This window comes from Actinokineospora fastidiosa, from assembly GCF_014648415.1.
GTDB classification, from domain to species: Bacteria; Actinomycetota; Actinomycetes; order Mycobacteriales; family Pseudonocardiaceae; genus Actinokineospora; species Actinokineospora fastidiosa.
Genome location: NZ_BMRB01000003.1, coordinates 141,994 through 165,856, shown reverse-complemented (window position 1 = coordinate 165,856; position 23,863 = coordinate 141,994). Strand labels below are relative to the sequence as shown.

Annotated in this window: 28 protein-coding genes, 2 tRNA genes and 1 pseudogene; 16 read left to right on the top strand and 15 right to left on the bottom strand. The window is 73.1% G+C overall.

Translation table 11 applies throughout. From position 1 onward, the window contains the following. Positions 1 to 30: 30 nt before the first annotated feature. The gene (locus IEY98_RS19695; protein WP_189212042.1) at positions 31 to 951 is read right to left on the bottom strand and encodes a sigma-70 family RNA polymerase sigma factor; all 921 of its coding nucleotides are present in this window, start codon (positions 949 to 951) and stop codon (positions 31 to 33) included. Between the two features lie 38 nt (positions 952 to 989). Between IEY98_RS19695 and dnaG the strand changes: the two genes are divergently transcribed. Genes dnaG through IEY98_RS19680 form a run of 3 tightly spaced genes read left to right on the top strand, consistent with a single transcriptional unit; the run spans position 990 to position 4,217 of the window. Further along, on the top strand, positions 990 to 2,897 hold the full coding sequence (dnaG, locus tag IEY98_RS19690) for a DNA primase (RefSeq protein WP_189212041.1): 1,908 nt from the start codon (positions 990 to 992) through the stop codon (positions 2,895 to 2,897). After that, on the top strand, positions 2,894 to 3,421 hold the full coding sequence (locus IEY98_RS19685; protein WP_189212040.1) for a hypothetical protein: 528 nt from the start codon (positions 2,894 to 2,896) through the stop codon (positions 3,419 to 3,421). Before dnaG ends, IEY98_RS19685 begins: the two co-directional genes overlap by 4 nt. Before the next feature lie 43 nt (positions 3,422 to 3,464). Next, positions 3,465 to 4,217: a trans-aconitate 2-methyltransferase gene (locus tag IEY98_RS19680; protein WP_189212039.1), complete on the top strand. Its 753-nt coding sequence runs from the start codon at positions 3,465 to 3,467 to the stop codon at positions 4,215 to 4,217. On the opposite strand, the gene IEY98_RS19675 is transcribed toward IEY98_RS19680, so the two are convergent. Further along, positions 4,214 to 4,426, bottom strand: a complete 213-nt coding sequence (locus IEY98_RS19675; RefSeq protein ID WP_373292416.1) for a hypothetical protein — start codon at positions 4,424 to 4,426, stop codon at positions 4,214 to 4,216. The two genes, IEY98_RS19680 and IEY98_RS19675, sit on opposite strands and share 4 nt — an antisense overlap. A 101-nt stretch (positions 4,427 to 4,527) precedes the next feature. Here IEY98_RS19675 and IEY98_RS19670 point away from each other — a divergent pair. Together IEY98_RS19670 and IEY98_RS19665 are read left to right on the top strand one after the other, a co-directional pair. After that, positions 4,528 to 4,600: transfer RNA gene (locus tag IEY98_RS19670), tRNA-Asn, on the top strand. A 90-nt stretch (positions 4,601 to 4,690) separates the two neighbouring features. Next, positions 4,691 to 4,764: transfer RNA gene (locus IEY98_RS19665), tRNA-Ile, on the top strand. Between the two features lie 10 nt (positions 4,765 to 4,774). Here IEY98_RS19665 and IEY98_RS19660 read toward each other — a convergent pair. After that, positions 4,775 to 5,221 carry a hypothetical protein gene (locus IEY98_RS19660; RefSeq protein ID WP_189212038.1) on the bottom strand — a complete coding sequence of 149 codons (447 nt, stop codon included), beginning with the start codon at positions 5,219 to 5,221 and terminating at the stop codon, positions 4,775 to 4,777. 67 nt (positions 5,222 to 5,288) lie between these two features. Here IEY98_RS19660 and IEY98_RS19655 point away from each other — a divergent pair, with 67 nt between their 5' ends. Beyond that, a complete protein-coding gene (locus IEY98_RS19655) occupies positions 5,289 to 5,756 on the top strand; it encodes a hypothetical protein (protein ID WP_189212037.1) in 468 nt (155 codons plus the stop codon). Positions 5,757 to 5,774: 18 nt separating this feature from the next. Continuing rightward, on the top strand, positions 5,775 to 6,416 hold the full coding sequence (locus IEY98_RS19650) for a DUF2625 family protein (protein ID WP_189212036.1): 642 nt from the start codon (positions 5,775 to 5,777) through the stop codon (positions 6,414 to 6,416). A 160-nt stretch (positions 6,417 to 6,576) separates the two neighbouring features. Here the strand turns inward: IEY98_RS19650 and IEY98_RS19645 are convergent, their stop codons facing one another. Next, complete coding sequence (locus IEY98_RS19645) at positions 6,577 to 7,437, bottom strand: NAD(P)-dependent oxidoreductase (protein ID WP_189212035.1); 861 nt, start codon at positions 7,435 to 7,437, stop codon at positions 6,577 to 6,579. A gap of 91 nt (positions 7,438 to 7,528) precedes the next feature. Between IEY98_RS19645 and IEY98_RS19640 the strand changes: the two genes are divergently transcribed. From IEY98_RS19640 to IEY98_RS32745, 3 genes and pseudogenes are all read left to right on the top strand, one after another. Further along, positions 7,529 to 7,858 carry a winged helix-turn-helix transcriptional regulator gene (locus IEY98_RS19640; protein WP_189212034.1) on the top strand — a complete coding sequence of 110 codons (330 nt, stop codon included), beginning with the start codon at positions 7,529 to 7,531 and terminating at the stop codon, positions 7,856 to 7,858. A 34-nt stretch (positions 7,859 to 7,892) separates the two neighbouring features. Beyond that, positions 7,893 to 8,090, top strand: a pseudogene (locus IEY98_RS32750) (SDR family NAD(P)-dependent oxidoreductase); the annotation flags it as partial. 7 nt (positions 8,091 to 8,097) lie between these two features. Beyond that, complete coding sequence (locus IEY98_RS32745) at positions 8,098 to 8,451, top strand: SDR family NAD(P)-dependent oxidoreductase (protein WP_308425915.1); 354 nt, start codon at positions 8,098 to 8,100, stop codon at positions 8,449 to 8,451. On the opposite strand, the gene IEY98_RS19630 is transcribed toward IEY98_RS32745, so the two are convergent. Beyond that, entirely contained in the window at positions 8,405 to 8,806 is a 402-nt protein-coding gene (locus IEY98_RS19630; protein WP_189212033.1) for a hypothetical protein, read from the bottom strand. The genes IEY98_RS32745 and IEY98_RS19630 overlap by 47 nt on opposite strands. A gap of 116 nt (positions 8,807 to 8,922) precedes the next feature. Here IEY98_RS19630 and IEY98_RS19625 point away from each other — a divergent pair, with 116 nt between their 5' ends. After that, positions 8,923 to 9,348: a pyridoxamine 5'-phosphate oxidase family protein gene (locus tag IEY98_RS19625; RefSeq protein ID WP_189212032.1), complete on the top strand. Its 426-nt coding sequence runs from the start codon at positions 8,923 to 8,925 to the stop codon at positions 9,346 to 9,348. Between the two features lie 10 nt (positions 9,349 to 9,358). Continuing rightward, on the top strand, positions 9,359 to 9,631 hold the full coding sequence (locus IEY98_RS19620; protein WP_189212031.1) for a putative quinol monooxygenase: 273 nt from the start codon (positions 9,359 to 9,361) through the stop codon (positions 9,629 to 9,631). On the opposite strand, the gene IEY98_RS19615 is transcribed toward IEY98_RS19620, so the two are convergent. The 7 genes from IEY98_RS19615 to IEY98_RS19585 form a co-directional block, all read right to left on the bottom strand. Then, the gene (locus IEY98_RS19615) at positions 9,628 to 10,296 is read right to left on the bottom strand and encodes a VOC family protein (protein WP_189212030.1); all 669 of its coding nucleotides are present in this window, start codon (positions 10,294 to 10,296) and stop codon (positions 9,628 to 9,630) included. The genes IEY98_RS19620 and IEY98_RS19615 overlap by 4 nt on opposite strands. 3 nt (positions 10,297 to 10,299) lie before the next feature. Then, a complete protein-coding gene (locus IEY98_RS19610; RefSeq protein ID WP_189212029.1) occupies positions 10,300 to 11,571 on the bottom strand; it encodes an MFS transporter in 1,272 nt (423 codons plus the stop codon). 26 nt (positions 11,572 to 11,597) lie between these two features. Continuing rightward, positions 11,598 to 12,293, bottom strand: a complete 696-nt coding sequence (locus IEY98_RS19605) for a peptidoglycan-binding domain-containing protein (RefSeq protein ID WP_189212028.1) — start codon at positions 12,291 to 12,293, stop codon at positions 11,598 to 11,600. Between the two features lie 10 nt (positions 12,294 to 12,303). Continuing rightward, positions 12,304 to 12,471: a hypothetical protein gene (locus tag IEY98_RS19600; protein WP_189212027.1), complete on the bottom strand. Its 168-nt coding sequence runs from the start codon at positions 12,469 to 12,471 to the stop codon at positions 12,304 to 12,306. 64 nt (positions 12,472 to 12,535) lie between these two features. Continuing rightward, on the bottom strand, positions 12,536 to 13,480 hold the full coding sequence (locus tag IEY98_RS19595) for a CobW family GTP-binding protein (RefSeq protein WP_189212026.1): 945 nt from the start codon (positions 13,478 to 13,480) through the stop codon (positions 12,536 to 12,538). Between the two features lie 54 nt (positions 13,481 to 13,534). Further along, positions 13,535 to 13,828 (bottom strand): hypothetical protein, encoded by a 294-nt coding sequence (locus IEY98_RS19590; RefSeq protein ID WP_189212025.1) that lies wholly within the window; start codon positions 13,826 to 13,828, stop codon positions 13,535 to 13,537. An 84-nt stretch (positions 13,829 to 13,912) separates the two neighbouring features. Further along, positions 13,913 to 14,389, bottom strand: a complete 477-nt coding sequence (locus IEY98_RS19585) for an NUDIX domain-containing protein (protein WP_189212024.1) — start codon at positions 14,387 to 14,389, stop codon at positions 13,913 to 13,915. 88 nt (positions 14,390 to 14,477) lie between these two features. On the opposite strand from IEY98_RS19585, the gene IEY98_RS19580 reads away from it, so the two are divergent. From IEY98_RS19580 to IEY98_RS19565, 4 genes are read left to right on the top strand one after another with little or no spacing between them, the layout of a single operon-like run. After that, a complete protein-coding gene (locus IEY98_RS19580; protein ID WP_189212023.1) occupies positions 14,478 to 16,643 on the top strand; it encodes an NHL repeat-containing protein in 2,166 nt (721 codons plus the stop codon). After that, a complete protein-coding gene (locus IEY98_RS19575) occupies positions 16,640 to 17,620 on the top strand; it encodes an AAA family ATPase (RefSeq protein WP_189212022.1) in 981 nt (326 codons plus the stop codon). The genes IEY98_RS19580 and IEY98_RS19575 overlap by 4 nt, the downstream gene beginning before the upstream one ends. Continuing rightward, the gene (locus IEY98_RS19570; RefSeq protein ID WP_189212021.1) at positions 17,617 to 18,693 is read left to right on the top strand and encodes a DUF58 domain-containing protein; all 1,077 of its coding nucleotides are present in this window, start codon (positions 17,617 to 17,619) and stop codon (positions 18,691 to 18,693) included. The genes IEY98_RS19575 and IEY98_RS19570 overlap by 4 nt, the downstream gene beginning before the upstream one ends. Further along, positions 18,690 to 20,678, top strand: a complete 1,989-nt coding sequence (locus IEY98_RS19565) for a transglutaminase TgpA family protein (RefSeq protein ID WP_189212020.1) — start codon at positions 18,690 to 18,692, stop codon at positions 20,676 to 20,678. The genes IEY98_RS19570 and IEY98_RS19565 overlap by 4 nt, the downstream gene beginning before the upstream one ends. Here the strand turns inward: IEY98_RS19565 and IEY98_RS19560 are convergent. Genes IEY98_RS19560 through IEY98_RS19550 form a run of 3 tightly spaced genes read right to left on the bottom strand, consistent with a single transcriptional unit; the run spans position 20,675 to position 23,839 of the window. Continuing rightward, the gene (locus IEY98_RS19560) at positions 20,675 to 22,669 is read right to left on the bottom strand and encodes a serine/threonine-protein kinase (RefSeq protein WP_189212019.1); all 1,995 of its coding nucleotides are present in this window, start codon (positions 22,667 to 22,669) and stop codon (positions 20,675 to 20,677) included. The genes IEY98_RS19565 and IEY98_RS19560 overlap by 4 nt on opposite strands. A 37-nt stretch (positions 22,670 to 22,706) precedes the next feature. Beyond that, a complete protein-coding gene (locus IEY98_RS19555) occupies positions 22,707 to 23,387 on the bottom strand; it encodes a copper homeostasis protein CutC (protein WP_229787088.1) in 681 nt (226 codons plus the stop codon). 32 nt (positions 23,388 to 23,419) lie between these two features. Beyond that, a complete protein-coding gene (locus tag IEY98_RS19550; protein ID WP_189212018.1) occupies positions 23,420 to 23,839 on the bottom strand; it encodes a VOC family protein in 420 nt (139 codons plus the stop codon). Between the last annotated feature and the right edge of the window lie 24 nt (positions 23,840 to 23,863).

The window sequence follows — 23,863 nt, the reverse complement described above, 5'->3', positions numbered from 1 at the left end:
CCCTTCGATCAACGGTCGAATGGGGCGCGGCTACTCCGGCAGCCGGGTGAGCTTGTCCGGGTTGACCACGTCGTAGATGCCGACGACGAGGCCGTCGCGGATGGCGAAGGCGGTGACGCGGCGGGCGATGGGGCGGGGGCCGGGGACGTCCGGCAGGGCCATGCCCATGTCGCCGTTGACCAGGACGGGGCGTAGTTCGCCGAGGCGGTCCACGCCGTACTGGCGCAGCAGGCCGATGAGGAAGCGGGAGATCTTGTCCGTGCCCTCGATGCGGTGGCGGGCCGTGCGGGCCTTGCCGTCGCTGTCGCCGACGAAGACGGCGTCCGGGTGCAGCAGCTCGACGACGGACCGGACGTCGCCGGTGGCGAGGGCGGCCAGGAAGCGGCCGAGGACCTCCTGCTGCTCGGACAGGGCCTGGCGGGGCGGCGGGTCGGCGTCGGCGGCGATGCGCCTGCCCCGGGAGGCGTGCTGGCGGGCGGTGACCTCCGTGCAGCCCAGCGTCGAGGCGATCTCGGCGTACGGGATGCCGAAGGCGTCGTGCAGGACGAAGGCGACGCGCTGCTCGGGGGTGAGGCGGTCGAGGACGACGAGTGCGGCCATGCGCACGCCGTCGTCGCGGACGACCACGTCCAGGGGGTTCTCGCCGGGGGCGCCGTCGAGCGGGGTGACCACGGGTTCGGGCAGCCACGGGCCGATGTAGCGCTCGCGGCGGACGGCGGCCGAGCGCAGGCGGTCGAGGCAGAGCCTGCCGACGACGGTGGTCAGCCAGCCGCGCAGGTCGCGGATGTCCGACGGGTTGTCCACAGTGGACAGACGCAGCCAGGCGTCCTGGACGGCGTCCTCGGCGTCGGCGATCGTGCCGGTCAGCCGGTAGGCCACCCCCAGCAGGTGCCCGCGGTGCTCGGTGAAGCGCTCGGCGAGCACGGCGTTCCCAACGGTCACGAGGCCCATCGTAGTCCGGCTGATCGGCGCGCATAGACTCGACGGCTGTGGCGGGGCGCATCCGGGAGAGCGACATCGCGCTCGTACGCGAGCGCAGTCGCATCGACGACGTCATCGGCGAGTACGTGGCGCTGCGCAGGGCGGGCGGCGGCGCGCTGAAGGGGCTGTGCCCGTTCCACGACGAGAAGACGCCGTCGTTCAACGTGCGGGCCACGCACGGCACCTTCCACTGCTTCGGCTGCGGCGAGGGCGGCGACGTCATCGCCTTCATCATGAAGATCGACCACCTCTCGTTCGTCGAGTCGGTCGAGCGGCTGGCCGAGCGCTGCGGGGTGCAGCTCACCTACGAGGGCGGCGGCACCAGCGTTCAGCGTGACCGGGGCACGCGCGCCCGGCTCGTCGACGCGCACAAGGCCGCCGCCGAGTTCTACGCCGAGCAACTGCGCTCGCCCGAGGCCGTCAAGGGCCGCGACTTCCTCGCCGAGCGCGGCTTCGACGAGGCGATCTGGACCAGGTTCGGCTGCGGCTACGCCCCCGCGGGCTGGGACCGGCTCACCAAGCACCTGCTCGGGCGCGGGTTCGAGGTCGCCGAGCTGATCAAGGCCGGGCTCTCCCGCGAGGGCAGGCAGGGGCCGATCGACCGCTTCCACCGCAGGCTGCTCTGGCCGATCAAGGACATCAGCGGCGACGTCGTCGGCTTCGGCGCGCGCAGGCTCTACGACGACGACCAGATCCAGGCGAAGTACCTCAACACCAACGAGACGGCGATCTACAAGAAGTCGCACGTGCTGTTCGGCCTCGACCTGGCCAAGCGCGAGATCGCCAAGCGGCACCAGGTCGTCGTCGTCGAGGGGTACACCGACGTCATGGCCATGCACGCCGCCGAGGTGCCCACCGCGGTCGCGTCCTGCGGGACGGCGTTCGGCAAGGAGCACATCGGCGTGCTGCGCAGGCTGCTGATGGACGACGACGCCTTCCGCGGCGAGGTCATCTTCACCTTCGACGGCGACGAGGCGGGACAGAAGGCGGCGCGCAAGGCCTTCGACGAGGGTGACCAGCAGTTCGCCGCCAAGACGTTCATCGCCATCGCCCCCGACGGCATGGACCCCTGCGAGCTGCGCCAGCACAAGGGCGAGGTCGCCGTGCGCGACCTGGTCGCGCGCAGGCAGCCGCTGTTCGCCTTCGCCATCCGCGCCGTGCTCGCCGAGCACGACCTGGACACCGCCGAGGGCCGCGTCGAGGCGTTGCGGCGCACCGTCCCCATGGTCGCCGGGATCAAGGACCACTCCCTGCGCGACGACTACGCCCGCCAGCTCGCGGGCTGGGTCGGCTGGGACGACATGGCCACCGTCGTGCGCCGGGTCCGCGAGACCGCGGGCGGGACGGCGACCCAGCCGAAGAAGGCCAAGCCGGTCGACCCCAACCAGGGCGCGCTCGCCGTCGACGTCAGCGGCCCCTCGCGCCCGGACCCCCGCGACCACAAGCTGCGCGCGCAGCGGGAAGTGATCAAGCTGGCGCTCCAGGAGCCCGCCCTCGCGGGCCCGATGTACGACGCGCTGCCCGCCGAGGTGTTCACCCACCCCGCCTACGACGCCCTGCACCGCGCGATCCTCGACGCCGGGGGCGCGTCCTGCGGGCTGGCGGGCGCCGACCTGCTGGAGGCGGTCAGCAAGAACTGCGCCACGCAGGTCCTGCGCACCCTGGCCAGCGAGCTGGCCGTGGAGCCGATGCCGCTGCCGAACAAGAACGCCGCCGCCGAGCGCTACGCCGCCGCGATCCTCGCCGCGGTGCAGCGCGAGCTGGTCGCCCGGCAGATCGCGGACCTGAAGTCGCGGCTGCAGCGCGTGTCCCCGGTCGAGGAACCGGACGAGGCACGCGCGCTCTGGGGGGACATCGTGGCGATGGAGGAGTGGTACAAGGCATTGGGCAAGCAGGCGGCGGGTGAGTTCGAATGAGCCTCTTCTCCCGGATCTTCGGCGGCGGGCTCCCCTCGGGCTTCCCCGGTCAGCTCGACCGCGACGAGGCCGTGGCCGCGTCCGCGCCGGTCCGCGGTGGCGGTCACCTGGTGGCGACGTCGCTGGGCCTGTGGGTGCCCGAGGGCGAGGGCACGCGGCGCATCGGCTGGCACCTGGTGTCGAAGGCGGCGTGGGCGGCCGGTGTGTTCACCATCACAGAGGCCGAGGAGGCGGGTGCGGCGGGCAGCGCCGTCCTGCTGCGCGACCTCGCCCCGCGCCGGATCGCCGTCGAGCAGCCGGGCAAGCTGCCGCAGGCCGTCCACCAGCGGGTCACCGGGTCCATCCGGTCCCGCCACCGGCAGGAACTGCCCGGGGGCGGCGCGTGGTTCGTCCAGCGCAAGGTGCCCGGGCGCGACGGCGTGGTCCTGCAGGTCCGGCCGGACGAGGGCGTCGACGTCGAGGCGGTCCGGGCGGTCGCCGCGGAAGTCGCGGCCAAGATCGAGGCTGCCCGCGACCCCGACTGATCTGGTAAACCGTACGTACGGTTTACATGCTCAGGGAGGCGTCATGTGGAACCCCGCCGACTACCTCGCGTTCGGTGACCAGCGCGGCCGTCCGTTCTACGACCTGGTCGCCCGGGTCGCCGCCGCGCACCCGCGGTCCGTCGTCGACCTGGGTTGCGGCCCCGGCACGCTCACCGCGACCCTCTCGCACCGCTGGCCAGGTGCCCGGATTGCGGGCATCGACTCGTCGCCGGAGATGGTCGCGGCCGCCAAGGCCCGCGGTGTCGACGTCCGCGAGGGGGACCTGCGGACCTGGGAACCCGCCGCCGACACCGACGTGGTGATCAGCAACGCCGCCTTGCAGTGGGTCCCCGACCACGCCGACCTCCTGCGCGCCTGGGCGTCGGCGCTGCCGTCGCACGCGTGGATCGCCGTGCAGGTCCCGGGCAACTTCGCCGCCCCGTCCCACGTCCTGACCCGCGAACTCGCCGCCGACCCGATCTGGCGCGACCGCATCGGCCCGCTGCGCGACGAGGACGCCGTCCTGACCCCCGCGGAGTACGCGGACCTGTTCACCGGCTGCGAGGTCGACGCCTGGGAGACCACGTACCTGCACTGCCTGGACGGCGAGGACCCCGTCCTCGAGTGGATCACCGGCACGGCCCTGCGCCCCGTCCGCGCCGCCCTGGACGACGCCGAGTGGGAGCAGTTCCGCGCCACCCTCGCGCCCCTGCTGCGCGCCGAATACCCACCCCGCCCGGACGGCACCACGTGGTTCCCGTTCCGCCGGGTGTTCGTCGTCGCCAGGACGCCCTAGCCGCGGCGCTTGTCGAACCCCAGCTTGGCCCGCGCGATCCCGGCGGCGCCCTGCACCGCGGGGTTGTCGCTCAGCCGCCGGTACGTCCGCACCAGCTGGTCGTACCGCCCCCGCCCCGCCTTGGCGCCAAGGACGTACCCGACCGCAGCTCCGAGCAAGAACCCCACCACAGCGCTCGCCTCCCGGCCCTCGACAGCAACTTGCTCCATCCTCCGTGCCCCCCGCGCACGGTCGGGGAGGTACCCCCGCGAAGCGGCCCCGAAGCATGCGCTAGAGTTACCTCCCGTCGGGCGCGCCCGACGGAGGCCCTTCCTCCATAGCTCAATTGGCAGAGCATTCGACTGTTAATCGAAGGGTTGCTGGTTCGAGTCCAGCTGGAGGAGCTTCTAGCCCAGGTCCGCTGACCTGGGCTATTTCTTTGCCTGGGTAGTGGATCATGTTCGGCCCGGTCGCCGGGTAGGATCCCCAGGGACGGGGCGGTAGCTCAGTTGGTCAGAGCAGGGGACTCATAATCCCTTGGCCGTGGGTTCGAGCCCCACCCGCCCCACAACCAGCGCTCACCCGCCCATCCTCCGGACGGCAGGGTCGGGACTCGCGAGGGCGCGCTCACGGACGGCGGTCAGTAGGTCTGTCGCGTTGAGGGCTCGGAGAAGGCTGATCACGCAGCCGTACTCGAATTCGGTGGCGCCTTCGGCGTCCAGTTCAGCCCACATCAGCTTGGCCAGCCTCTCTCCGTCGACAAGTCCGCGTTCGTCGGCGCGGCGGAGCACCTCCCAGGCGGCCGGGCCGGTCTTGTGGGACACGGACGCCGCGAACACGCGGTCCAGGAGGGTGGGCACATCGTCGGAGAAGGCGGCGAGGAACTCCAAGGCGGCTGCGCGCTCCCATGCGCGACCTGTCAGGGCAGCACTCAGCCACTCCACTCGCTGGGATGCTTGCCGCACGGACGTCCTGGCCCGCGCAAGCGCTTGGAACGCTGCCACATACTCCGACCAGCTGTCCACGATCGCGACGATATCCGCGATTGAATGAGGTTGGCAGCAGCCTGGTGGGAAGTGTCTACTCCCCGCCATGGGTGGAACGACGTTGGCTGTCTTGAATCCGTTCACCGCTGAGCGGGCTGAGGCGGTCGTGGTGGAGGAGATGATCGCCGAAGGCTTGACCCGGTGTGCGCCTGATTCCGAGTACTGGTACTCGGCCGACGGATTGCCCTACGGCTACTCCCTTGACTTCCCGCATGAGGAGTTTGATCTGCGGGCCGTCGAGCGGACGGCAGGAACCGGCATGCGCTCCGAAATCCTGCTGCACATCTTCACCAGTGACATCGCGGGTCGGCCTGCTCTGGGGCGGATGGCCCAGCGAGTTGCGGAGCGGGCCGGGGGTTGGGTTTTCGTTGAGTTCCGCACTCCTCCTTCTGCTGATCTCCTTCACTGCCTGGAGACCGCTGGCCGCTTGATCCGAGTCGACGGGGCCGTCTACCTCGACGGGCCCGCGATGGCCGCATGGAACGCGCACCCGGACTTTCATGTGGTGAAGTAGACGAGACGGGAAGGCCGGATGACGAGCGCGTGGGACGAAGTGGTGGCGGCGATCGAGGGGTCGCCGTACGGCATTTCCGTGCTGCCTGCCGATCCTGCCCGTGCGCGGAGGTGTTTGAGCAAGTTGTCCATCACGGCCAAGTCCTGGCTCGGCGCGGTGGTGGCCGAGACTGGCGGTCTGCTTGTCGACCACGGGTGGCTGCGGGTCCTGGGGAGCGGGACCGAGGCGTTGCCGGACGTGTTCTCTGACGGTTCGACTATCGCCTATGACGTGCTGGGCGGACAGTTCGCCTGGATGCCTAACAGCGAGGGCCGACCGACGGTGCACTACTTCGGGCCGGATGACCTCAGTTGGGTCGACCTAGAACTCGGTTACGCGGACTGGCTGGAAGCGATGCTCAACGGCGCGCTGGACGAGTTCTACCGATCCCTCCGGTGGCCGGGATGGCAACCAGAGGTCGCCGCGATCGCCCCGGATCACGGCCTCCACACCTGGCCACCGCCGTGGAGCGTGGAGAGACACGATTTGTCGCGGGTGTCGCGAAAAGCGGTACCGCTAGGCGAGTTGATTTCCCTCCATTACCACGCTGCGCGGCAAACCGGGGCCGATTGCGGGTCATCGAGACCAGCGCGGCCGGACGTCGGGAACTTCGCTCATTAGCCGAGCGGCAGTGCGTCGTGGTTGTTGTAAGAGCGTTCTAGGCTTCCTGCTACCAGGTTGCCCGCAGAACTGCGGGCCCAGGCGCCCAGGCCCTGCGCCGCGCGCTGAAACCGACCCGTAGGACGATCCTCGTCGCGGCGCTGGGGCTTGGCGTTCTCGCCTACGCGGGCACCTTGGGCTGAGTGAGCAGGTCGACGATGCCGACCGTGTCCTCGTCGCCGTGGCCTTCCGACAGGCGGCGGCGCATGAGGGACAGGTATGGGGTCAGCAGTTCCGGGCTGACGCCCTGGTCCTTCGTCGTGTCCAGCAGTGTGGGGATGCCCGCGACCTGCATCGCCAGGTTGGAGACGACGCCCTTGCGGTAGTCGCCGCTCTCCAACTGGTCGGCGTGCAGGTGCGCCACGTCCGCCATCGCCTTGAGCCAGTCGGCGAGCAGGGGTGCGAAGGCGGTGGGGGCGATGTCCTCGTTGCGGATCAGCGCGAAGGCGTGCGCCACTCCGCCGAACATGCCGTTCATCGCGCACAGCAGGGCCACGTCGTGGAGGGCGGCGTAGCCGGGGTCCTCGCCGACGTACTTCGTCCCGGCGGGCACCGCGAGGACGTCGGCGTGCAGGTCGAACAGCTCGCGGGAGCCGCTGTAGAAGATGTACGCCTCCGGGCCGCCGATCATCGGCGGGACTGCCATGATGCCGCCGTCGAGGAAGCGGGCGCCGCGCTCGCGGGCCCATTCCGCCCGCGCGCGGGCCTGGGCAGGCGTGGAGGTGGTCAGGTTAACCACGTCCTTGCCGGTGAGGTCGACGTCGGCCAGGGCCGCGCCGACGCTGGCGTCGTCGAGAAGGCACACGACGATGAGGCGGCTCGCGGCGACGGCCTCCGCCGCGGTCGCGACGGCGGCGTCGCCGAAGGGCTCGGCGCGGGCCGGGGTGCGGTTCCACACGGTCAGGGAGCGGCCTGCGGCGAGCCAGGTGCGGGCCAGGGCGGCGCCCATGTCGCCGAGGCCGAGAAGGGTCAGGTCGGTCATGCCCCTACCTTCGGTCCGCGCCGAGGCTTGATCAAGTACGCACTTCGAAGTGGGTGGTTACCCTGAAGTGCGTACCGAGACAGGGGGAGACATGGCGAAGCGGCCCGGCGCGTACCACTGTGGAACCGAGGCGGCGATGGACATCATCGACGGCAAGTGGAAGGTGGGCATCCTGTGGGCGCTCGGCGAGGGCGTCCGGCGCTTCGGCGAGCTGCGGCGGATGCTGCCCGGCGTGACCGAGAAGGTGCTCGCCTCGCACCTGCGTGAGCTGGAGCAGGACGGCATCGTTCGCCGCGAGGCCCTGCCGACGGTGCCGCCGCACGTGGAGTACTCCCTGACCCCGCTCGGCGTCTCGCTCAACGACGCCCTCGCCCCGCTGGCCAGGTGGGGCGAGCAGCACATCCTGTCCGCCGTTCGGTGACAGAGGCCCGGCGTCCCGGCAGAGTGGATCACAGGTGGTCGCGAAGCGGCTCGACGTCACCGTCGCCGCTGCCGTCGCCGAGGTCGTCGCCGAGCACGGGCGGATCGACGTGCTGGTCAACAACGCGGGCCGCACGCACGTCGGGGCGGTCGAGGAGACCACCGACGCCGAACTGCGGTCGCTGTTCGACGTGCACGTGTTCGGCCCCGCCGCGCTGGTCCGGGCCGTGCTTCCCGCACATGCGCGCCCGGCGGTCCGGCGCGATCGTGCAGCTCAGCAGCATGGGCGGGCAGCTGTCGTTCGCAGGGTTCGGCGCCTACAGCGCCACGAAGTTCGCCCTGGAGGGCGGATGGTGTCCACAGCGGACGGCGCCCAGCCGGGCGACCCGGCCAAGGCGGCCGCGGCCATCATCGCCGCCCTGGACGCGGACGACACGCCGTTGCGGCTGCCGCTGGGCGCGGACGCCGTTGACGCGATCGTGGGGCACCTGGACGGCGTGCGCGCCGAGATCGGCGCCTGGGAGAAGGTCGCCCGGGACACCGCCTTCTAGACGGGCTGGCCCGCGAACCAGTCCCTGGCCTCCTGCCGGGTGAGCGCCTGGATGACCAGCACGCCGAACACCAGCGGGAGCAGCATCATCGGCGAGAACGCGCCAGCGGACAGGCCCGCGATGAGGTTGATGACGCCGTTGGCCACCACGATCGCCTCGACCGTGAGCACGGTCGGGCGCACCCACGGTGGTCTGCGGTGCATCATCGCCGCGGCGACGAGGATGACCGCGGCCAGCACGACGCCCACCACCGTGAGGGCGATGAGCAGGCCCGCGCCCTCGTCGTCGACCGCGGCCAGCAGCACGAGGATCAGCAGGTTGCCCAGGATGCCCAGCCCGCCCTGCACGTACATCAGCACGCGGGTGGGGCGCAGGGCCTTCGGCAGCTTCTCTTCCATCCGCCCAGTCAACCGGGTCCGGCTCCTTGATCCAATGGGGTGACCGGAACCTGCCTGCGCCGGGAATGCGGGTCCGCTCCGCGCGGTTGTCCTGACCGAGCGAGGGGAGACGAACGATGACGCAGGTGATGACGGTCGAGGAGCGCGAGGCGTTCCTGAACGAGCGCCGGGTCGGGGTGATCGCCGTCGGGCGGGCCGACCGGGGTCCGCTGGCGGTGCCCGTCTGGTACCGCTACGCCGACGGCGAGGTCCAGGTGTGGATCGAGCGCGATTCCGTCAAGGACAAGGTGCTCCGCAAGGCGGGCCGGTTCACGCTGGTGGCGCAGAGCGAGGAGCTGCCGTACCGGTACGTCTCGGTCGAGGGGCCGGTCGTGGCCGCCGACGCCCCGCCGACCCGGGAGCAGGCCGTGGCCATCGCGGGCCGCTACCTCTCGCCGGAGGAGGCCGACGGCTACGTCGACTCGGCGCTGGGGGAGTCGTCGGTGCTGGTCCGGATGCGCCCGGAGAAGTGGCTGAGCAGCGACCAGGGCAAGACCGGCTAGCCTTGCGGTCATGGTGATCGTCGCTGGTTCCCTCCGGATCGCGCAGGGGCGGCGGGACGAGTTCGTCGCCGCGTCCCGGCCCGCCGTCGTCCAGGCCAGGGCGACCGTCGGCTGCCTGGAGTTCGTGGTCACGGCCGACCCGGTGGACGACGACCGGGTGGTCGTCTACGAGCGGTGGGAGTCGGTGGAGGCGCTGGCGGGCTTCCGCGGCGACGGCCCCGGCGACGACCTGAGCGCGATGATCGTCTCCGTGGACGTCGGGCAGTACGCGGTCATGTCCTAGCGACAGGCCTCGGCCAGTTCCTCGGGGATCTCGACGCCCATGCCGGTCAGCTCGGCGACGATCTCCCGCGCCCGGTCGTGGTCCTGCACGCGCAGCGCCAGTTCCGCGCGGTACAGCAGCGCTTCGGCGCGGTCGTCGTCCGGGCCCGCCTTGGCCAGGTTCGTGTCGAGGATGCGGATCGCCTGGGCCGTCTCGCCTCGGCTCTCGCCCTGGACGACGGCGTTGGCGAGGGCCTTGGCCAGCGGGCTGCTCGCCTCCGCGCCAGCGGGCTCGGGCTTGGCCGGGAAGATCCGCAGCCAGTTGCCGCCCGGGTCCACCACGGTGAAGCCGCTGAGGTTGTCCTGGTTCTTGCGCTTGCGGGGCCGGGTGATCCGCGGGATGCCCGCGAGCGGCAGCTTGCCGTAGCGCTCCCTCAGCCCCGCGGCGAACTCGGCGAACAGCGCCCCGGTGTCGGGGACGATCACCAGGCAGGAGCCGTAGGAGTCGGCGGGGTCGAACGGGTCCATGCCGAAGAAGTGCAGCTCCAGGTCTTCCCGGCGCACGCACAGGTAGGGGTTGGGCTTCGTCTGCCGGTAGGTCCGGGTGAAACCGAGCGCGCGGTAGAAGTCCTCGGTCTCGTCGATCGACGGGCAGGGCAGCAGCGGAATGGTCTTCTCGTCGGCCACGCCTCACCGTAGCGGCGTGCCCCTGGTCTCCGGCAGCGTCAGGATCACGACGAACGCGATGGCCGAGCCCGCCGCCACGTACCAGAAGAACGCCGTCGCCATGCCCGCCCCGGACAGGGCGCTGATCAGCAGCGGGGCCGTGCCGCCGAAGACGGCGACGGTCAGGTTGTACCAGGCGCCGATGCCGAGTCCGCGCAGCTCGGTGGGGAACAGCTCGCTCATCAGCGCGGGCGCGATCGACGTCATCGCCGTGTAGAGGGCCAGGCCGACGGTGAACACCACCAGCAGGTTGCCCAGCCCTGGTTTGACCAAAGTGGACAACGGGACGATGAGCACCGCCGTCGCCCCCGACCAGGCCAGCAGCTGGGGTTTGCGGCCGAAGCGGTCGGCCAGCGCGCCCATGGGGTACTGCAGCACGACGAACACCGCCGTGGCGATGGACAACGCCAGGAACACGTCGACGGCGTCGGCGCCGCGCGTCTTCACCGCGAACGGGGTCAGCGCGCTGAAGAAGGTGTAATAGCACAGCGTCGACAGCATGGTGAAGCCGACGAGCTGGCCGACCGCCTTCGGGTGCTCCCGCAGGGTCGTGCGCAGCGGGTGGGGCACGCGGTTGGCCTTGTGCGCCTCGAACAGCTCGGTCTCGGCCAGGCTGCGGCGCAGCCACAGCCCGATCAGGCCCAGCGCCCCGCCGAGGAGGAACGGCAGGCGCCAGCCCCAGGACTGCATCGCGTCCTCGCTCAGTACGCGCGCCAGGGTGAAACCGAGGACGGACGCGCACAGCACCGCGCTGCCGGTGGAGATGTAGAAGAACGCCGAGTAGCGGCCGCGCCGCTCCTTCGGCGCGATCTCGCCCAGGTACGCCGAGGCGTTCGACACCTCGCCGCCCAGCGACAGGCCCTGCACGATGCGGGCCAGCAGCAGCCCGATCGGGGCGAGCCAGCCAGCCTGCTCGAACGTCGGCAGCACCCCGATCAGCACCGACCCGCCCGCCATCATGACGATGGTCAGCACCATCGCCGGTTTGCGCCCGCGCACGTCGGCGAAGCGGCCCAGGATGATCCCGCCCAGCGGCCGGAAGAAGAACGCCAGCGCGTAGGTGGCGAAGGTGTTGATCTGGGCGAGCGTGTCGTTGCCCGAGGGGAAGAACGCGGTGGCGAAGTAGATGCTGAACGTGGCGTAGATGGTCCAGTCGAACCACTCCAGCGCGTTGCCCACGCTCGCGGCGACCAGCTTGCGCACCGGCAGCCGGTGCCGAACGGCGGTGTCGACCATGTTTGACACACTAGGCCGACGGTTGGTTAGCGCACCAGCTCGAATTCCCACTTCAGCCGGGGGCCGACGTACCAGTCGAAGTCGCCGCGGTTCTCCCTCGGCGTCCACTGCAGGTTGAACTCCCCGTGCAGGGTGATCTCGAAGTTGCGCATCGGGCGGACGCCGAAGTCGGCCTCGTTGTCCAGGCCGAGCTCGAAGCCGTGGGCGCGCGACCAGTCCAGGGTGAACTGGTGGGTGTGCCGCAGGAACCAGTTCGGCCACAGCCGGATCTCCCGGTTGAGCAGCTCGACGCTGCCGTTGCCCGCCAGCGGGCCGACCCCGCTCCCGTTCAGCCGCAGCTGCGCGCCCGGGTGGGTGGTCAGGTCGAAGTCGCGGAAGTCGTCGAGCATCCGCTCGATCGTCGTCTCCTCCCACCGCAGCCACAGGTGGAACGGGATGCGCAGGTTCAGCGGCTGCAGGCGGGTGCTCGCGGGCGGCTGGACGGGCTCGCGCTCCAGCGCCTCCCAGGTCGCGTCGTCGACAACGCCGGTCGCGGGCAGGCCCTCGCGGCGCTGGAAGAACTCCACCGAGGCCCTGGTGACGGGGCCGAACTTCCCGTCGACCCGGCTGAGCCGGACCTCGCCTGCCTCGGCCTCGGCGGCGAGCCGGTCGGCGAGCAGGCCCTGCAGGTACTTCACCCAGTCTTCCTGGTCGCTGTCCTGGCGCAGTTCGGGGTTGCCCATGTCGCCCTCCTCAGGCCAGCGCCGTGTCGCCGGAGCCGTGGCGCAGCGACCCGTCCACCCCGTCGACGCAGGACGGAACGGGCTGGTCCTCCAGCCAGGCGACCCACTCGGCGGTGAGCTCGACGCGTTCCTCGGCGTCGATCTCGCTCTCGAACTCGACCCGGATCTGCTCGTCCATGCCCCCGATCGTGGCCAGCGGCCCGACGTGCGCCAATGTCCGAACGGGCAAGCCAACGGGCAGCTCAGCCGCGCTCGTACCGGGTGATGGACAGCATCGCCACCGGGTCGGCCGGACCGGCGGCCACAGTGGCGCGCAGCCGTTCGCGCAGGGCGTCGGGGTCCATGTCCTTGCCGATGAACACCAGCGCGGTCCCGGCCCCGGGTTCCCTGGCGACCCGCACCGAACCGCCGACGACCTGCACGGCGAACCGCTCGTCGAGTCCGAAGTCGACATAGCCCTTGGCCCGGTACACACCCGTGTGCCGATCGGTGAGCACGGCGGCCAGGCGGACCGGGTCCAGCGGATCGGCGCAGGTGAAGTCGACGGTGTCGTAGCCCGCGTGGATGTGCGCGCTGTGGTCCTCCAGGTCGAAGAACGACAGCTGTTCGGCAGCGGGCCGCTCGACCGGGTCGAACAGCAGGTCGGGATCGATGCGGCCGTGCTCGGTCGGCACCACGGGCGCGCCGCCCGCCAGTTCGCGCACCAGCCCGGCGAGCCCGGGGTCGGTCGCGCGGTCGATCTTGTTGAGCACCACCAGGTCGGCGTAGCGCAGGTGCTTGTCGATCTGCGGGTGCCGCTCGCGGGTGGCGGCGAACTCCGCGGCGTCGACCACCTCGACCAGTCCGGCGAACTCCACGCCCGGGCAGGCCAGCACCATCCGGGCCATCGCGGGCGGCTCGGCCAGGCCGCTGGCCTCGATGACGATGGCGTCGACGTCGGCGTCGGCCAGCCGGGCGAGCATGTCCGCCAGGTCCGAGGCGTCCACCGCGCAGCAGAGGCAGCCGTTGCCGAGCGTGACCATCGAGTCGACCTGGGCGGCGACGGCCATCGCGTCGACGTTGATCCGCCCGAAGTCGTTGACGATCACCCCGATGCGCCGCCCGCCCGCGGTGCGCAGCAGATGGTTGAGCAGGGATGTCTTGCCCGAGCCGAGGAAGCCCGCCACCACGACGACCGGAATCAGCACGGCCGAAGGGTAAGCCCCCGCCGGAACCCCCCGTTCCGGCGGGGGCGGTGACCGTCAGTAGCAGACGTAGAGGCTCCAGCCCGCCCAGTCCTCCTCGCATTGATACGCCCACCAACTGGTGCCGAGGCCCGAGTAGCCGACGGTCTCGCAGTCCTGCCGCGTCCAGTAGCTCCCGTAGAACGTGTCGCACATGAGCCGCCGCGGTTGCGCGCTCGGCTCGGCATCGGCGATGGCGGACACCGAGGTCGGCAGGGCGAGCGCGGCGGTCATGGCGGCGGTGATCCAGGTCTTGCCGAACATGGCGATATCCCCTTTTGTCCCCAGTCGGTCGCGGTGTTCCGCGTCCATGGGGACGACGCTACGGCGCGGGCGGGCGCGGGGCGTCCTGCGCGCGCACGATTCCCGCGTCCTCCCGAAGCCGGACCCCGACCCCTAACGGGCGTCCACTTTGGTCGAGTCGAAGTACCGGCGGACGGCGGCGGTGTGCAGGGGGAACGCCAGCGGGGCGGGGGCGCGGAGCACTTCCCAGCCGGTGGATTCCTGGGTCGGCCGCGACGGCGGCGGGTCGTCGACGCGCGGGGCGATGCCGAAGACGAGCAGCGTGCCGTCGGGAGCGCTCACGGTGTCGAACAGGGCGATCCCGGCCGGATCGACCGGCACGCCCGCCTCCTCGGCGCACTCCCGCGCGGCGGCCTGCTGCCACGTCTCGCCGTATTCGATGAAACCGCCTGGCAGCGCGGGCAGTCCGCGCCCGGGATTGATGGCGCGGCGGACGACCAGCAGCCCGTCGTGGACCGGAAGGAGCAGCACGGCGACGGGCGTCGGATTGCGGTAGGCCGTGTGGCCGCAGCCGCACCGGCGCGGCCACTCGGGGGCGACCGGACGTCCACAGGCAGTGCAGAACGGCATCCGCGCGACTCCTACCGGAACATAGTCGGTTCCGACGAAAATGGTCGGGCCGGGCGGGCTACCATCCCGGCGGCCAGGGGAGTGTGTCATGACCATGAGTGCGCGAACGACGTCCAGGCGCCAGTCCGCCAGCATCGGCGCTGCGGTGCTGGGAGTGCTGCTGCTCGCGGGCGCGGCGCTGGGCACCGGCATCGCCCGCACGGCGGTGGCCGTGTCCGACGGGCTGACGTGGCTCGGCGACGACCAGCGCGGCGAGGTCGTGCAGGTCAACCCGGCGTCCGGGCGGCCGGAGACGCGGCTGGCGGTCGCGGGCGGCGACGCGCGGCTCGACATCATCCAGCGCGACGGGATGCTCGTGGTGCTGGACCGGCGCACCGGGCAGATCACCGTCATCGACCTGGCCACGCTGCTGGCCAGCGGGCGCAGGCAGGCCCCGGCGGGCGCGGCGAGCAAGGTGCTTCTGGCCGAGGGCAGGCTGTTCATCGTCGACCGAGCGGGCGGCACCATCGCCCACGTCGACCCGGTCACCCTCGCCGACGTCGGCGAGCCGTGGGCGGCGGGCGGACCGCTGGCCGACGCGGCCGCCGACGAGGACGGCCTGCTCTGGGCCGTGGACGCGGGCGGCGTGCTGCACAGCCTGGAGTGGTCGGACGCGCAGACCCGGTTCGTCGAGCGGGGTAGCCGGGCCGTGCCGGGCGCGGGGCCGAGGACCGTGCTCGTGCCGCACCGGAAGGGCGTCACGCTGCTGGGCCTGGAGGGCGGCGTCGTCCTGCAGGACGGGACCGGGAGCGACCACCGCGCCACGACCGCGCCCCAGGCGGGCGACGTGCTCGCCGCGCAGACCAGCCCGCACGACCTCGTCCCCGCGGCCGTGCCCGCGTCCGGGATCGTGGTGATCCTGGTCGGCGACCGGGTGCTGACCGTCGACGTCGGCGCGCTCGGCTGTCCCCGCCCCGGTCAGCCCGCGGTGTTCCACGACCGCGTGTACGTGCCGTGCCTGGGCTCGGGCAAGGTCATCGTGCTCAACCGCGACGGCCAGCGCGGCGGCGACGACGTGCACACCGGCGCGGGCGACCCGAGGCTGGTGTTCGACGACGACCGGCTGTTCATCCAGACCCCGGGCGCGGAGACCGGCGTGGTCGTCGACCCCGACGGCGACACCCGCGCGGTCCGCGTCCGCGACCCCGAGCTCCCGGTGACCGACCCGGAGCGCGACCCGCCGCCGACCGTGCCGTCGCCGCCGAAGCCGGACCCGGACGAGCCCACCCGCACCCGGCCCAACCAGCCGCCGCCGCGTCAGCCGAGCGGGCCGCCGTCGGTGGACGCGCCGCGCCCCGGCTCGCCGACCACCACGCCGTCGGTGTCCGGCGTCGCCGCGGCGCCCGGCCAGCCCGCTGGCATCACGGTGTCGCTGGCGAACCGGACCGACACCCAGGTCACGCTGCGGATCGGCTGGAGCGCCCCCGCCGAGGACGGCATCGCCGGGTACACGATCACCGCCACCGCCGCGGGGGACAGCGCCACCAAGCAGTCCGCGGGGACCAGCGACGAGCTGACGCTGGACTGCAAGGCGCTGTGCGCCGCGGGCGGGCCGATCGAGATCCAGGTCGCCGCGTACACCGGGTCGGCCGTCGGCACGCCCGGCGTCACGACGTGGAACCTGCCCGCCCGGTCGGCGCCCCCGACGACCACGGCCGCGCCGCCGCCGCGCCCGACGACCACCACCCCGCCGCCCCCGCCGCCGACCACCACGCAACCGCCGCCTCCGCCGACGACGACCACGACGACCACGACCCAGGCGCCGCCGCCCGCGAGCGTGCCCACGGCGGGCGCGACCGTCATCACCGGCGTGTCGGGCGTCAACTACCAGCGGACCCTCGCCATGGCCCCGCCCGCCGACTGGGCGAACCACGACGGCACGTGCGAGGTCGTGAACCGCACCTACGGGTACACCACGCCGATCGCGTGCTCGGCCACGTCCGCGGTCATCTCCATCGAGGAGGGCTCGAACTCCATCGTCGTCCGGGCGCACGCCCGCGACGGCAGCCGGTCGGTGGACTCGGCCGCCCGCGCGGTCTTCAAGCGCATCGACGAGCCGACCTGCAGGCCCGGCACCCGGATCTGCGAGCGGCCGAGGGTCGCGTCCGCGCCCGCGGAGGAGACCGCGGGCACCGGGGTGATGGTCGCGGCGGGGATCGGGCTGCTGATCACGTCCGCGCTGCTGCGCGTGCGCCGCAGGGGAGAGCACGGGTGACCGCGACCGTCCAGGTCGGCGAGGCCGAGATCGCCGCGTTCCGCACGCTGCACGCCCGCGTCGGCGACGCCGTGGAGACCGCGCTGCGCGGCAAGCGCCCGGTGATCGACCTGGTGCTGGTGTCGTTGTTCGCCGGTGGGCACGTGCTGTTGGAGGACGTGCCCGGCACGGGGAAGACGACGCTCGCCCGCGCGGTCGCAGGCGCGCTGGGCGGGATGTCGCGCCGGGTGCAGTTCACCCCCGACCTGCTGCCCTCGGACGTGACGGGCACGTCGGTGTACGACCCGCAGACCGGGCAGATCCGGTTCCGGCCCGGCCCGGTGTTCGCCAACGTCGTGCTGGCCGACGAGATCAACCGCGCCGCCGCGAAGACGCAGTCGGCGCTGCTGGAGGTCATGGAGGAGCGCACGGTCACCGTCGACGGCGTCGCCCACGCCGTGCCCGACCCGTTCCTCGTGGTGGCCACGCAGAACCCGATCGACCTCGACGGCACCTACCGGCTGCCCGAGGCCCAGCTCGACCGGTTCATGCTGCGCACCGCGATCGGCTACCCGGAGAGCGACCACGAGCTGGCCGTCCTGCGGCCCGGCAGCGGCGCGGGCGCGGTCGGCTCGGTGCCGACCGTGACCAGCCCCGCCGAGGTGGCCGACTGCTCCCGGCGGCTGGCCCTGCTGCACGTGGCCGACCCGATCCTGCGCTACATCACCGACCTCGGCGCGGCCACCCGCGCCGACGACCGGCTGCGGCTCGGCGCGTCCACCCGGGGCCTGCGCGCGCTGGTGCGCTGCGTCCAGGTGCACGCCGCCGCGCACGGCCGCCACTTCGCGGTGCCCACCGACGTCCAGCGGCTGCTCGTCCCGGTGCTGGCCCACCGGCTCGTGCTCACCCGCGAGGCGCAGCTGGCGGGCGCGTCCACCGAGGACGTGCTGGCCGATGTGCTCGACCGGGTCGAGGTGCCCCGGCCGACGGCGCGATGACCGTCCGGGGCGCGGCTGTCCTGGCAGCGGGCGCGCTGTGCGCGGGATGCGGGCTGTGGTGGCGGTATCCGGGGCTGACGGCGCTCGGCCTCGCGTTGGTCGCGGTGGTCGTGCTGTCCTTTGTGGTCGTGCTGGTGGCCTCGCCGGTCGACGCGGTCCGGGAGGTGCGGCCGAGGACCGTTCCCCGGTTGGCGGCGTGCACCGCGTCGGTCGTGGTGAGCGGGACGGGCAGGCTCCCGGTCGAGGTGGTCGACACGGTGGCGGGGTCGCCGGTCGCGCTGGACATCCCGGAATCCGGGCGGGTGTCGTATCCGGTGCCGACACAGCGCCGGGGCGTGGTCGCCGTGGGGCCGTTGACCGTGCGCCGGTACGGGCCCGCGGTGCTGGCGGTGTCGTCGCGCGTCGCCGCGGGTGAGGTGACGGTGCGGGTCGTGCCGAGGGTGCTGCCGGTGCGCGGGTTGCCCGCGGGCGCGCGGCGCGGGCAGGTGGGCGCGGACGAGCGGGTCGAGCGCGGCGGCACGGACCTGGTGGGGTTGCGGGAGTACGTCCCCGGCGACGATCTGCGGCGGCTGCACTGGGCGACCAGCGCGCGCACGGGCACGCTGATGATCCGCGAGGACGCCGATCCCGCGCGTCCGCACCTGGCTGTCCTGCTGGACGACCGGGAGTCCGCGCACACGGCGGAGTCCTTTGAGGAGGCTGTGGAGGTCGCGGCGTCGCTGGTGGCCTCGGCGGCGGCGGACGGCCACCCGGTCCGGCTGTTGTCGGCGTCGGGCTCGGTGGACGTGGAGGTGCTGGAGCCGGACGCGGCGGAGGCGCTGTCGGCGCTGGCGGACGTAGTTCCCGTTGCGGCGCAGGATGTCCGGCCGGTGCCGGTCCGCGATCTCGATGTCGTGGCGGCCATCGGTTCGTTCGCTGTGGACGAACTGATTCTGGCTGCAGGCCGGGGCGCGTACGGCGTAGTGTTGTCGGTGGGGTCGGAGGATTCGGTGAGCGCGGGCGGCGCGGTCATCGTGTTGCGCGGCTCGTCCGCCGAGGCGCTGCTGCGCGCGTGGGACGCGGTGGTCCTGTGAAGCGGTTCGGGTGGTCCGCGGTGCTGCTGGCGGTGGCGGCGGTGCCGTTGGCGCAGGGCTGGTCCGGGGCCGTGGCGTACCCGGTGTTCGCCGCGGCGATCGTGGTCGCGCACGCGCTGGTGGCGGCCGCGGGGTCGCGGTTCGGCGGCGGGACGGTGCTGTCCGTGTTGCTGCCGGTCGGGCTGTTCGGCGGGTACTTCGCCGCGCGGGGCGCCATCCCGGGCGGGCCGCTGGAGGTGCTGCGGGACAGCGTTCCCCGGCTGCTGACGGCGGCCAGACCGGCGCCGCCGTCGGTCGACCTGCTGATGCCCGGCGCGGTCCTGGTGTTCTGCGTCGCCGTGCTGGCCGCGGTGTCGCTGCGGGGCGCGCGCCTGCTGGGGCCGCCGCTGGCCGCGGTGGCGCTGTACGCCGCGGGCGCGCTGCTCACCGGCGGGCAGGCGGACCCGTACGGCCTGGTGGCGGTCGGGGTCGTGGCGGTGGCGCTGGCCGGGTGGGTGCGCGTCGCCGAGGCGCCGCTGATCCTCGGCGCGGTGGTCGCGCTGGTGGCCGTCGTGCTGCCGGGGGCGAACGCCTTCGAGCCGCGCGAGCTGGTGCGCCCGCCGGTGGCCGACGTCCAGGTGGCCAACCCGCTGCCGAGGCTGGCGGCGTGGGCGGCCGCGCCGGAGACCGAGCTGTTCCGGCTGCGCGGGCCGCAGCTGCCCGTGCGGCTGGCCGTGCTCGCCGACTACACCGGCGCGAGCTGGCGCGCGTCGGCGCTGTACGGGCCGCTGGGCGCGGTCGACGCGCCGGACCTGCCTCCGGGGCAACGGGTCGAGGAGGCGTCGGTCGAGTTCGTCGTCGGCGCGCTCGACGGGACCTGGCTGCCCGGGGTCGGCCGGACGGTCTCGACCAGCATCGGTGACGCGCTGGTCGACGCCGACTCCGGCGCGCTCGTGCTGCCGCGCGGGCTGGCGCCGGGGCTGCGGTACACGGTGCGCGGCGTCGTCGACCAGCCGACGGACGAGGCGCTGGCCGCGGCAGGCGTGCCCGGCGGGCCCGCTGTCCGCCGGTACCTCGCGCTGCCCAATCTGCCCACCGAACTCGCCGAGTACGCCCGGCGCGGCGTGGAGTCCGCGCGCACGCCCTATGAGCAGGCGGTCGCCCTGGAACAGGTGGTCCGCCTCGACCGCGTGCCCGACGCGGAGGCGCCGACCGGATCGTCGTACGCGCGGATCTCGCAGTTCCTCTTCGGCGCGCCCGGCAGCACGGGGGCGGGCAAGGGCACCGCCGAGCAGTTCGCCACCGCGTACGCCGTGCTGGCGCGGGCCGTCGGCCTGCCCACCCGTGTGGTGGTCGGCTTCCCGCCCGTGCCCGAGGGGCCGGACGGGTACCGGGTGGTGCGCGGCATCGACGCGACGGCCTGGCCGGAGGTGTACTTCGACGGCTGGGGCTGGATCCCGTTCGACCCGGTGTCCGGCACCGACAGCGGCCCGAGCGCGGCGGCGAAGCGGGAGGTGCTGGACCGGCTCGCGTCGATCACCGCGTCCCCGACCACGCCGCCCACCGACGCCCCGCCGCTGGTCCAGCCGCCCGCGCCGGTCGTGGAGCCGCCCGTGGCGGCCGAGCCGTCGCGGTGGCCGGTAGTCCTGGCGGTGGTGCCGGTGCTGCCGGTGGTCCTGTTGTTGGCGCTGCGCGGGATCCGCCGCTCGCGGCTGCGCCGCGCGGGCGCGGCGGGGGCGTGGCGGCACGTCCTCGACCTGCTCGTGGTGTCCGGCCGCGCACCCGCCCCTCGGCTGGCCGCGCCCGAGGTCGCGTCGTCGCTCCCCGCGCCCGCGCCACGCCTGGCGGACCTCGCCGACCGCGCCGCGTTCAGCCCGGAAGGCGACGTGGCAGGCGCCGAGCCGTGGCTCCTGGCCCGTCAGGTCCGGCGCGCGGTGTCCCGGGGAGTGCCGTGGTACCGCAGGGTGTGGTGGCCGATCGACCCGCGGCCGTTGCGCCGCCGCTAACGCCTGACGCACACCCGCCCGGAGGCGCCCCGCTGCGTGGCGGGGTCGTCGAGGCCGATCGCCACGACCTGGAAGCAGTATTCGGGCGCGGCGGGGTCGAGGTCGACGACGAAGCTGGTCAGCCCCGCGGCCACGCTGGTGATCGGGACCGGCGGCCCGTCCGGCGCGGTGACGTCGTAGAGCACGAACTGCGCCCGGCCGCCCGTCGGGTCCTCCCACACCAACTCGGCAGCGTTCCCCTGATCGTCCACTTCGGTCAGCACCGGCGCGATGGCGGGATCGCCGCCCGGTGGGATCGGCGCGGTGGAGGAGGTCGCGGGTGGCGGCGGAGTCGTGGTCGGCGCGCTGGCGGGCACACCCTCTCGATTGGCGAGGAACCCGATTCCCACGCCGATGACGGCCGCCACGGCCCCCGCGATCACGAACCCCCGCAACCGCCGCCGAGGCGCTTCCTCGTCGTCCCGGGGTTCGGGCATCGCGGGGAACCCCGGAACCTGCGCGGGCGACAGCTTCGGCACGGTGGGCAACTCGTCCCGCCCCGCGGAAACGCCGGGAGAGCCCGGGAGTGCTCCTGTCTGGGCAGCGGTGTCGCCACCCCAAGGACCGCGGTACTCGTGATCGAACCCGACCGCGCTCTCCGCATCCAGGGGTCCGCCCACCCCAGGACCGAACTCCGGCCCTACCGGCTCCCCATGCCGGACGGTGAGATCCGCCAGCCGCCCCGTCATGGTCCCGCGCGACTCCACCGGCGGTGCGGGCACAGGAGCGGGCTCGACGGGCGCGGGCGGACTCGGAGCGGGCCCGAAGTCAGGCAACTGCGTCACGTCGTCGCCAAGGCCCCCAGGCGCGATGGCCGTGGCTTCAGCGCTCCGACTGTCGTCCACCTGCATAGCCGTATGCGCGGTGTCGGCGGGAATGCCTGGGCTCGCGGAGGAGGCCGGTTCCGGCTCATGCACGGAATCGGGTGAGGCGGAGTGCGGGGTGTCGGTGGCAGGCGCGCCCGGTCCGCTGACGGCGGTCGCCGAATCGCCTGCGCCCTCTCCCGAGCCACCTGGCATAGCGAGCGGGGGAGGGGTGCCGCGGCTGGGCGCGCCAGGAGGCTGCCAGCGGCGGAGGTCGGTGGCCACGGCGGCGAGGGCGTCGCGGAGGGTGGTGGAGTCGGGGTAGCGGTCCTCGCGGTTCTTGCGCAGGCAGCGGTCGATGACCCCGGCCAGGGCCTCGGGGACGTCGGGGCGGGTGAGGGGGCGGGGGTCGGCCGAACGGACTCGGTCGAGGTAGGAGAGGACCGTGTCCTCGTTGGGGTTGTCGCCCGCGAACGGGGGGACGCCCATGAGCAGGGTGTGCAGGGTCGAGCCCAGGGACCACACGTCATCCGCCGCCGCGGGGGCGGTCCCGTCGAGCATCTGGGGCGCGGCGTGGCGGTAGCTGACCAGCTGCAGCGACGCCGAGTGGCCCGCGTCCGCTCCCCGGGCGATCCCGAAGTCGGCCAGCACGTACGACGTGGGCAGGACCAGCACGTTCTGCGGCTTGACGTCGCGGTGCAGGATGCCCTGGGCGTGGGCGAAGGCCAGGGCGTCCGCGACCGCGACGCCCGCGGCGACGACCTCCGACACCGGCAGGGGGCCGTGCGTGGTCAGGCGGTCGTGGAGGGAGCCCAGGTCGTAGTACTCCATCACGATGCACGGCCGCCCGTCCGGCAGGGTGCCGGTGTCGAGGACGGTCACGATGTGCGGGTGCTGACGCCCCAGCCGGACGGTGATCTCCAGTTCCCGCCGGAAACGGGCCTGGGTCGCCGGGTCGACGGCCTGCAGGGCCTTGATGGCGACATCGCGCCCCAGCCCGTCCTGACGGGCCCGGTACACCGCCCCCTCGCCGCCCTGGGCGATGAGCCGGAAGCCGCTGTAGCCGGGGAGCCGCAGGTCCGGTGCGGCGGCAGGCCCCGGTCGCGGGGCCCACGCCCGCATCTCCTCCGCCGACAGGTCGTCCTGCACGCCACGCCCCCGCTTCTCCCCGGCGCATCGTAATCGGTCAGGCGTCGAGCAGGGACCGCAGGACGCGGACGCGGTCGGCCTCCACCGGGTGGTCCCAGCTCCTGCGCACCAGCCCGCCTGCGTGGATCGCGGTGACGCCGATGGCCCGCAGCGCGGGGACGTGGTCGTGGCGCAGCCCGCCGCCCGCGAGCAGCCGGGGCCCGGCCACCGGCCAGTCGGTGCGGGCGGCCAGGACGGGCAGGCCGTCGCAGAGGCCGCTGGCCGACCCCGCGGTGAGCACGGTGTCGAGCCCGGGCAGCCCGGCCACGTCCGCCCACGCCTTGCGCGCGTCGCCCGCGTGGTCGACCGCCCGGTGGAACGTCCACGGGCAGCCGTCGACCGCGTCCACCACCGCCGACGTCGCGGCGAGGTCGACCTCGCCGTCCGGGGTGAGGAACCCGAACACGAACTCCTCCGCGCCCGCCGCCCGCAGGGCGCGCGCGGCCTCGACCATGCGCTCCACCTCGGCCTCGTCCGCGGTGAACCCCGCCCCGCCGCGGAGCATGACCCGCAGCGGGATGCTCACAGCCGCCCGCATCTCGGCGACCAGGGCCGCGTCTGGCGTGGTCCCGTCCCGGGACATGTCGGCGACGACCTCGAGGCGGTCGGCGCCGCCCCGCTCCGCGGCGCGGGCGTCCTCGGTCGTCAGGGCGATGATCTCCAGCAGTGGTGTGCGCACCCCACCATAATGGGTCTAGACCAATTGACTCGTCACGCCGGGTCCGGAACCGCTTCCGGCGCGGGGTTCCACCCGTGGTTGGGCGGGGTGTTGCCCGGTCCGCGCAGCACGCAGAACTCGTTGCCCTCCGGGTCGGCCAGGACGGCCCAGCCCAGGCCGTCGGGCTTGCGGCGGTCGACGAGCATGGTGGCGCCGATGCCCAGCAGGCGCTCCACCTCGTCCTCGCGGTTGGTCTCCGGCTTCAGGCACAGGTGCAGGCGGTTCTTCCCCGACTTGGGCTCGGGGACCTGGGCGAAGAACAGGGCGGTGCCGCCGGGGAGCACGACGACCGCCTCCGGGTCGCCGGGCTGGTCGTCGTCGGCGAGCGGGTAGCCCACGACCTTCGACCAGAAGACGGCGAGCCCGTAGGCGTCGGCGCAGTCGATCACGATGTTCTGGATTGTGCTCGTCATGGGCCGAACCGTTCCCGGATCGGC